The 3,082-nt window shown below is 78.8% G+C and carries 3 protein-coding genes; all 3 read left to right on the forward strand.

Going from position 1 to position 3,082, the window contains the following annotated elements:
• The coding region (locus ABD296_RS49085; RefSeq protein WP_344285330.1) for a Wzz/FepE/Etk N-terminal domain-containing protein at positions 1–689 on the forward strand (689 nt) is incomplete at its 5' end.
• Entirely contained in the window at positions 686–1,966 is a 1,281-nt protein-coding gene (locus tag ABD296_RS49090; protein WP_344285333.1) for a GNAT family N-acetyltransferase, read from the forward strand. The genes ABD296_RS49085 and ABD296_RS49090, both read left to right, overlap by 4 nt.
• Positions 1,959–3,082 (forward strand): glycosyltransferase (locus tag ABD296_RS49095; protein WP_344285336.1); only part of this gene is annotated, 1,124 nt, incomplete at its 3' end. The genes ABD296_RS49090 and ABD296_RS49095, both read left to right, overlap by 8 nt.

Consider the following 3,082-nt stretch of genomic DNA (forward strand, 5'->3'; position numbering starts at 1 on the left):
GCCGCGCCGCAGGCCGGGCCGCCGCGACGCCCCGCCGCGCCGCCGGCCGCCTGCGCGCGCCGATGGCCGCGTTCCTGCGCCGGTTCGGCCTCGCCATCGCGCTCGTGCTGAGCGGGCTCCTCGGCGGGCTCGGCTACGCCCTGTTCGCGCCGGCGACCTACACCGCCACCGCCTACGTGCTGGTCGTCGACGACGGCGACGGCGCCCAGGGACCCGCGGCGGTCAGCTTCGCGCAGGCGTTCGGGCGGCTCGCGCCGCTGCCGGAGACCCTCGCCTACTCCTCGATCCCGCTGCCGGACGGCGCGATGGCCGCGACCCGCGACCACATCCAGTCGTCCACCTCGCCGGACACCCCGCTGATCAAGCTCGCGGGCAGCGCGGACACCCCGGCCGGGGCCGCCGCGTTCGCCAACGCCGCCGCCGACGCGCTCGTCCGGTACGGCACGTCGCACCGCACCGACACCGGCGTGCGGGTCGCGCTGATGAGCATGGCCGCGACCCCGTCGGCGCCGTCGTCGCCGAACCTGTCGCTGGACGTCGCGGTCGGCACCGCGTCCGGCGTGCTGCTCGCCGGGCTCGGCGCCGCCGTGCTGAGCGGGCGGCGCGGCCGCGGCCAGCACGACGCGTCCCGGCCGCCGCGCGGCGCGGTCCCGAGCCCGGCCGCCGAGCCCGTGGAGGTGAACTCGTGACGCTGTCCAGCATGATCCGCCCGAGCCGGGCCGCCGCGCCCGCCGGGACCTGGCAGGTGGAGGTGCGCCGCGACGAGGGCGCCCTCATCGAACTCGCCGGCGAGCTCCGCGACCTGTACGAACGCAGCCCGGAGGCCACGCCGTTCCAGACCCACGAGTGGCTCAGCGCCTGGTGGGGCTGGTACGGGATCCGGGGGCGGCTGCGGCTCGTCCTCGTCCGGCACCGGGGCCGCCTCGTCGCCGCCGCGCCGCTGATGACGGCGGGCCGCTGGGGCTTCCCGGTGCTGGTGCCGATCGCCGACGAGCAGAGCGACTTCGCCGACTTCCTGCTCGACCCCGCCTACGCCGACGGCGCCGTCGAGCACCTCGCCCGCGCGCTGCACCGGATGCGCGGCCGCTGCGCGGTCGACCTGCGCGAGGTGCGCCCCGGCTCGGTCGTCCACCAGGTGGCGCAGCGCTGGCCGGGCCGGGCGTGGCGGATGCCGGCGTCGGTCTGCATGGAACTGCCCTGCACCGGCATCGACGACGTGCTGGCGCGGCTGCCGGGCCGCAGCGCCGGCAAGATGCGCGCGAAGCTCCGCAAGATCGACGTCCGGGGCATCACCGTCGAGACCGTCCCGCCGGACGAGGCGGGGGACGCCGTCGCCGCGCTGCTTGACCTGCACGCCCGGCAGTGGCGCAACCGGCCGATGAACCCCGAGCACACCCGCGAGCGGTTCCGCCGCCACCTGGCCGAGGCGGGCGCCGCGATGGTCCGCGAGGGCCGCGCCGCCATCCTCCAGTACCGCTGGGACGGGCGGCTCGTCGCCAGCGACCTCGTCCTCATCGGGCACCGGTTCGTCGGCGCCTATCTGTACGGGGCGATCCCGGAGCTGCGCGACAGTGTGGACGTCACGCTGATGCTGCTCCGCGAGGACCTCGGCCTGGCGCGCGCGCGTGGCCGCCAGGCCGTCAACCTGCTGCGGGGCGAGGAACCCTACAAGCTGAAATGGCGGCCGAGCCGCGTCCAGAACCAGCGGATCATCCTCGGCCGCGCCGTCCCGGCGCCGGTGTTCGCGGGCCTGGCGCTGGTCCGCGCGGGCCTGGCCGCGCGCCGGCACCACCGGCCGGCGTCCGTCCCGATGCCGACCCGTCCCGGCGACGACGCGCCCGCACCCCGCGTCGACGTGCCCCACCCGCGCGAGGACACCCCTCGCCCCGCCGCCCCCCGCGCCGCAACGGCGCGCGGTGACGAGGTCGCGGGGGCGCGCGAGGGCGGGCAGCCGGGGCATGGCTGACGCCGCCGCCCCGCTGCGGGTGCTGCACGTCAGCCAGCCGAACGCGGGCGGCGTCGCCGTCTACATCGGGCAGGCGGTCGCCGACCAGCGCAGGCGCGGCTGGGAGGTCGCGGTAGCCTGCCCGTCCGGCGGCGACCTGCCGGCCCGCTGCGCGGCGGCGGGCGTGCCGTGGTTCAACTGGGACGCCCACCGCGCGCCCGGCCCGCGCACGCCGCTGGAGGCGCTGCGCCTGCGCCGCCTCGTGAAGGGCTTCGAGCCGGACGTCGTGCACCTGCACTCCTCGAAGGCCGGCCTGGCCGGACGGCTGCCGGGCCGCCCGTGCGGCGTGCCGACGATCTTCCAGCCGCACGGCTGGTCGTGGCTCGCGGCCACCGGCCGGCAGGACCTGGTCAGCCGGATCTGGGAGCGGCTCGCGGCCCGCCGCGCGGACGCGCTGGTCTGCGTCGGCGAGGGCGAGCTGCGCGCGGGGATGCGGGCCGGTGTGCGGGGCCCGTTCCGGCTGGTCCGCAACGGGGTGGACCGCCGCAGGTTCGGGCCCGCCGACGCGTCCGCCCGGCTCGCGGCGCGGACCCGCCTCGGCCTGCCCGCCGCCGCGCCGCTCGCGGTGTGCGTCGGCCGGCTGACCCGGCAGAAGGCGCAGGACGTGCTGGTCGCGGCCTGGCCGGCGGTCGCCGCCCGGTGCCCGTCGGCGCGGCTGGCGATCGTCGGGGACGGCGAGGACCGGGACGCGCTGCGCCGCCGCCGGGTGCCGGGCGTCCGGTTCGTCCCGGCGGTGCAGGACCCGCGCGACTGGCTGGCGGCGGCGAACGTCGTCGTGCTGCCGTCCCGCTGGGAGGGGCTGCCGCTGACCGCGCTGGAGGCGCTCGCCACCGGCCGGTCCCTGGTCGGGACGGACATCCCCGGCATCGCGGAGGTCGTCGGTCCCGGGCTCGGGGCGCTGGTCCCGGTGGACGACCCGGGCGCGCTCGCCGACGCGCTGGCGGCCCGGCTGCTGTTCCCCGGAGTCGCGGAGCGGGAGGGCCGCGCGGCGGCCGGGGCGGCGGCGGCCTACGACATCGCCGAGACGGTGGCGGGGCTCGCGGCCGTCACCCGCGAGGTCGCCCGCCCCCCCGGGGC

Source organism: Actinomadura napierensis (genome assembly GCF_039529375.1).
Classification (GTDB): domain Bacteria; phylum Actinomycetota; class Actinomycetes; order Streptosporangiales; family Streptosporangiaceae; genus Spirillospora; species Spirillospora napierensis.